At 66.8% G+C, this 6,211-nt stretch carries 4 protein-coding genes; 3 read left to right on the forward strand and 1 reads right to left on the reverse strand.

The annotated features are described in order from the left end of the window. The first annotated feature begins 46 nt into the window (after positions 1–46). Positions 47–946: an SDR family oxidoreductase gene (locus A5764_RS04345; RefSeq protein WP_067109106.1), complete on the forward strand. Its 900-nt coding sequence runs from the start codon at positions 47–49 to the stop codon at positions 944–946. A 19-nt stretch (positions 947–965) separates the two neighbouring features. Here A5764_RS04345 and A5764_RS04350 read toward each other — a convergent pair whose 3' ends face one another. Next, entirely contained in the window at positions 966–1,835 is an 870-nt protein-coding gene (locus A5764_RS04350) for a PAC2 family protein (protein WP_231989603.1), read from the reverse strand. Positions 1,836–1,956: 121 nt separating this feature from the next. On the opposite strand from A5764_RS04350, the gene A5764_RS04355 reads away from it, so the two are divergent. Continuing rightward, entirely contained in the window at positions 1,957–2,226 is a 270-nt protein-coding gene (locus A5764_RS04355) for a hypothetical protein (RefSeq protein WP_156664488.1), read from the forward strand. Between the two features lie 202 nt (positions 2,227–2,428). Beyond that, complete coding sequence (gene metH / locus A5764_RS04360) at positions 2,429–6,100, forward strand: methionine synthase (protein ID WP_231989604.1); 3,672 nt, start codon at positions 2,429–2,431, stop codon at positions 6,098–6,100. Positions 6,101–6,211: the final 111 nt, after the last annotated feature.

The raw sequence follows: 6,211 nt of genomic DNA on the forward strand, positions 1-6,211 counted from the left end.
TGCACGGGATGGACTCGTTGATCGCAGCGGCGGTACGGTCTCGGCCATGACGTCGCTGCAGGGCAAAGTTGTCTTCATCACCGGTGGGGCTCGGGGCATCGGGGCGGAGGCGGCGCGCCGGCTGCGCAACAGGGGAGCCAAACTCGTGCTGACCGATCTCGGCGAAGCGGAACTGAAGTTGATGGCCGGCGAGCTCGGCGAGGACCGGGTGCTGACAGCCGTCGCCGACGTGCGGGACCTGCCCGCCATGCAGGCCGCGGCCGCCCAGGCAGTTGAACGCTTCGGCGGCATCGACGTCGTGGTGGCCAACGCCGGCATCGCCAGCTACGGCTCGGTGCTCCAGGTCGACCCCGAGGCGTTCAAACGGGTGCTGGACGTCAACGTGCTCGGCGTGTTCCACACCGTGCGCGCCACCTTGCCCGCGGTCATCGAGCGCCGTGGCTACGTGCTCATTGTGTCCTCGCTGGCCGCATACGCTGCCGCCCCGGGCCTGGCGCCGTACAACGCGTCCAAGGCCGGCGTCGAGATCTTCGCCAACGCGCTGCGGCTGGAGCTGGCCCACCGCGGGGTTGGCGTCGGCTCGGCGCACATGTCCTGGATCGACACCGCCCTGGTCCGCGACACCAAGGCCGACATCCCCTCGTTCGCGGAGCTGCTCGCGAGGCTGCCCTGGCCCCTGAACAAGACCACCACCGTCGACCGCTGCGCCGACGCGTTCGTCAAGGGCATCGAGGGCCGCCAGGCCCGCATCTACAGCCCGCGCTGGGTGGGCCTGTTCCGCTGGGTCAAGCCGGTGCTGTCCACGCCCGTCGGCGAAGGTCCCATTCGCAAGACGACCGCCGAGCTGCTCCCCCGGATGGACGCCGAGGTTGCCGCGCTCGGCCGGTCAACCTCTGCGTCCAACGTCGAGTTGTTGCGCGAAAATCGCGGTTCCGCGCCCGAGTAGTCGACGCTCGGCGGGAGCATCATTTGCGCCGGCGGCGCAGGTAGCGCTCGAATTCCGCCGCCAGCGCGTCGCCGTCGATCTTGCCCAGGGCCTCGTTCATGTCGACCTCGGCGTCGCCGCGCTGCTCCAGCGACTGCACGTATTCGGCCAGGTCCTCGTCCTCGGCGGCCATCTCGGTGATCGCCTGCTCCCACTCTTCGGCCTGCGCCGGCAGGTCACCCAGCGGGACCTCGATGTCGAGCACGTCTTCGACGCGGCGCAGCAGCGCCACCGTCGCCTTGGGGTTGGGCGGATTGGACACGTAATGCGGCACGGCCGCCCAGAACGTCACCGCTGGGATGCCGGCGGCGACGCAGGCGTCCTGGAACACCCCGGCGATCCCCGTCGGGCCCTCGTAGCGGGTTTCCTCGAGGCCGAAGCGCTTCGCCGACTCGGGGGAGTAGGCCGCGCCGGAAACCGGCACCGGCCGGGTGTGCGGGGTGTCGGCGAGCAGGGCCCCCAGGATCACGACGGTGTCGACATTGAGCTTGTCGGCGATGGCCAGCAACTCGGCGCAGAAGGTGCGCCAGCGCATGTTCGGCTCCACCCCGTGCATCAGCACGACGTCGCGCTCGCTGCCCGGTGGCCGGCAGTGTGTGATGCGCATCGCCGGCCACACCAGCTCCCGGGTGACGCCGTCGACCTGGCGGATGACCGGACGATTGACCTGGTAGTCGTAGTACGCCTCGTCGTCGATCTCCACGATCGGGTCGGCCTCCCAGATGGCGTCGAGGTGCTCGAGCGCGTCGCTGGCCGCGTCGCCGGCATCGTTCCAGCCCTCAAACGCCGCCACGACGACGGTGTTGTGCAGTTCGGGCAGCGCGCGGCCAGCCTGGCCACGATCCGGCAATGTCACAAAATCAGGGTACGGCTTCTTCCTCCCGCGACGATGCGGCCCTGCGGCCTGTCGGGGGACCTGCCGGGACCTGTCGACCAATGGGCCTTTTGCATAGAGCCACTATCCTTGTGGGGTGACTGCCGCTAACCGACACACTTTGGCGCAGCGGGTGGTGGTCGGCGACGGCGCGATGGGCACCCGGCTGCAGGCCGCCGAGCTCGCGTTCGACGGCTTCCGCGGCCGGAGTCGACACGGTCAAGATGAAATACGTTCGGCTGCAAACTGGTTAGGCTTGGTAACTACTACACACGTCGACACGACCCGCGAGTTCGCGGTCAAAGGCGCCGCGATCGCCGAGCGGGTCGAGTCGAGGTGGGCGTCCAGACTTCGGGTGACAACGTAGACTTTTCTGGTCGAGAGGCGTTGCAACGGTTCCGGGTTTCTGCCGGTATCCGCCACGCTCGGCAGAGTCAAGGACGCCTTCCAATACGGAAGGAACGCACGTGAACGCCTTTGCGTCGAAAACCTCAGAGTCAGACACCTTCGCGCCGAACATCCGTCCCGACCGCACCGAGGAACTGACGGCTACTCTGCGACAGCGGATCATGGTGATCGACGGCGCGATGGGCACGGCGATCCAGCGGGACCGGCCGGACGAGGCCGGCTACCGCGGCGACCGGTTCACGGAGTGGCCGACCGCTCTTCAGGGCAACAACGACCTGCTCAACCTGACGCAGCCGCAAATCATCGAGGCGATCCACCGCGAGTACCTCGAGGCGGGCGCCGACATCCTGGAGACCAACACGTTCAACGCGAACGCGATCTCGCTCTCCGACTACGACATGGCGGACCTGAGCTACGAACTGAACTATGCCGGCGCCGCCCTGGCCCGCAAGGCCGCCGACGAATTCGGCACCCCGGAGAAGCCGCGCTACGTCGCCGGCGCCATCGGGCCGACGACGCGCACCGCGTCGATCTCGCCGGACGTTAACGACCCCGGTGCCCGCAACGTCTCCTACGACCAGCTGGTCACCGCCTACCTCGAAGCCGCCAACGGCCTGGTCGACGGCGGCGTCGACCTCCTCATCATCGAGACGATCTTCGACTCGCTCAACGCCAAGGCGGCGGTGTTCGCCGTCGAGACGCTGTTCGAGGAGCGCGGACGCCGCTGGCCGGTCATCATCTCGGGCACCATCACCGACGCTTCCGGGCGGACGTTGTCCGGCCAGGTCACCGAAGCATTCTGGAACTCGATCAGGCACGCGAAGCCGATCGCCGTGGGCCTCAACTGCGCCCTGGGCGCACCGGAGATGAGACCCTACATCGCCGAGATGGCGCGGATCGCGGACACCTTCGTCTCCTGCTACCCCAACGCCGGCCTCCCCAACGCCTTCGGCGAATACGACGAGACCCCCGAGCGCCAGGCGAGCTACATCGCCGATTTCGCCGAGGCCGGCCTGGTCAACCTGGTCGGTGGTTGCTGCGGGACGGCGCCGCCGCATATCGCCGAAATCGCCAAGGTCGTCGAGGGTAAGCCGCCGCGCGAGGTGCCGGAGATTCCGGTGGCCACCCGGCTCGCCGGCCTGGAGCCGCTCAACATCACCGACGACTCCCTGTTCGTGAACATCGGTGAGCGCACCAACATCACCGGCTCCGCCCGGTTCCGCAACCTGATCAAGGCCGAGGACTACGACACCGCCCTGTCGGTCGCCCTGCAGCAGGTCGAGGTCGGTGCGCAGGTCATCGACATCAACATGGACGAGGGCATGATCGACGGCGTCGCCGCGATGGACCGGTTCACCAAGCTGATCGCGTCCGAGCCGGACATCAGCCGCGTTCCGGTGATGATCGACTCCTCCAAGTGGGAGGTCATCGAGGCGGGCCTGAAGAACGTGCAGGGCAAGCCGATCGTCAACTCGATCTCCATGAAGGAGGGCGAGGAGAAGTTCATCCGCGAGGCACGGCTGTGCCGCAAGTACGGCGCCGCGGTGGTCGTGATGGCCTTCGACGAACAGGGGCAGGCCGACAACCTGGAGCGCCGCAAGGAGATCTGCGGGCGCGCCTACCGGATCCTGACCGAAGAGGTCGGTTTCCCACCCGAGGAGATCATCTTCGACCCGAACTGCTTCGCGCTGGCGACCGGTATCGAGGAGCACGCGACCTATGGGATCGACTTCATCGAGGCCTGCGCCTGGATCAAGGAGAACCTTCCCGGGGTGCACATCTCCGGCGGCATCTCGAACGTGTCGTTCTCGTTCCGGGGCAACAACCCCGTTCGCGAGGCGATCCACGCGGTGTTCCTCTACCACGCCATCAAGGCCGGCCTGGATATGGGCATCGTCAACGCCGGCGCGCTGGTGCCCTACGACTCGATCGACCCCGAGCTGCGGGATCGCATCGAGGACGTCGTGCTGAACCGTCGGGAGGATGCGGCCGAACGTCTCCTGGAGATCGCGGAACGGTTCAACCGTTCCGAGCAGGCCGAGGACCCGGTGGCTGCGGAGTGGCGATCTCTCCCGGTCCGTGAGCGGATCACGCACGCCTTGGTCAAGGGCATCGACGCCCACGTCGATGCCGACACCGAGGAGTTGCGGGCCGAGATCGCCGCCGCGGGTGGTCGCCCGATCGAGGTGATCGAGGGCCCGCTGATGGACGGCATGAACGTCGTCGGTGACCTCTTCGGCTCGGGCAAGATGTTCCTGCCCCAGGTCGTGAAGTCGGCCCGGGTGATGAAGAAGGCCGTCGCGTACCTGCTGCCGTACATCGAGGCGGAGAAAGAAGAGTCCGGAGCTGCTGCAGGTAAGGACACCAACGGCACGATCATCATGGCGACCGTCAAGGGCGACGTCCACGACATCGGCAAGAACATCGTCGGGGTCGTCCTGCAGTGCAATAACTTCGAAGTGATCGACCTCGGGGTGATGGTGCCCGCGAGCAAGATCCTGGACGCGGCGAAGGAGCACGACGCGGACATCATCGGGCTATCCGGCCTGATCACCCCGTCGCTGGACGAGATGGTCAACTTCGCCGTCGAGATGGAACGCGAGGGGCTCGAGATCCCGCTGCTGATCGGTGGCGCGACGACGTCGCGCGCCCACACGGCCGTGAAGGTGGCGCCGCGTCGTAGCGGTCCGGTGGTGTGGGTCAAGGACGCTTCCCGCTCGGTGCCGGTCGCTGCTGCTCTTCTCGACGATAAACAACGGCCGGCCCTGCTGGAGGCCACCGAGAAGGACTACGCATCGCTACGCGAACGGCACTCTCAGAAGAACGAGCGGCCGATGCTGACGCTGGAGAAGGCCCGCGCGAACCGGACGCCGATCGAGTGGGACGGCTATACGCCGCCGGTTCCGGCACAAGGTGCGGGAGTACGGGATTTTCATGACTACGATCTCGCCGAGCTGCGCGAGTACATCGACTGGCAGCCGTTCTTCAACGCCTGGGAGATGAAGGGCAGGTTCCCCGACATCCTCAACAACCCAACCACCGGCGAGGCCGCCCGCAAGCTGTACGACGACGCCCAGGAGATGCTTGACACCCTGATCAAAGAGAAGTGGCTGACGGCCAACGGGGTGATCGGGTTCTTCCCGGCGAACGCGGTCGGCTCGGGTGTTGAAGACATCGAGGTCTACACCGACGGCACCCGTACCGAGGTGCTGACCACGTTGCACCACCTGCGCCAGCAGGGCGAGCACCGCGACGGCATCCCGAACCGCTCGCTGAGCGACTACATCGCGCCCAAGGAGACCGGTCTGGCCGACTACATCGGCGCCTTCGCGGTCACCGCAGGGCTCGGCAGCCAGGACAAGATCGCGGAGTTCAAAGCGGCCCTCGACGACTACAGCGCGATCCTGCTGGAGTCGATCGCCGACCGGCTGGCAGAGGCGTTCGCCGAGAGGATGCACGAGCGGGTTCGCAAGGAATTCTGGGGATACCAGCCTGAAGAGCAGCTGGACAACGAGGCACTCATCGGTGAGATGTACGTGGGAATCCGCCCTGCGCCCGGCTACCCGGCCTGCCCGGAGCACACCGAGAAGGTGACGCTGTGGAAGTTGATGGACGTCCGGGAGCGGACCGGCATCGAGTTGACCGAGTCGATGGCAATGTGGCCCGGTGCCGCCGTCAGCGGCTTTTACTTCTCGCACCCGCAATCGCAGTACTTCGTCGTCGGTCGGATGGCCCAGGACCAGGTCGCCGACTACGCGAAGCGCAAGGGCTGGACCCTGCAGGAAGCCGAGCGCTGGCTCGCCCCCAACCTCGGCTACAACCCGGAGGACTGAGCCCCACGCGATGGCGACCGAGGACCCGGGCCGCCGAGCGTGCGTTGCTCCTATGTCAAGGGGCGGGTTTAAGCAGCCGGTTGCATTGTTTGTTTGGGATGGTGGTCGGCT

Origin of the sequence: Mycobacterium sp. 852002-51057_SCH5723018 (assembly GCF_001667035.1) — a bacterium.
In the GTDB taxonomy this organism is placed as follows: domain Bacteria; phylum Actinomycetota; class Actinomycetes; order Mycobacteriales; family Mycobacteriaceae; genus Mycobacterium.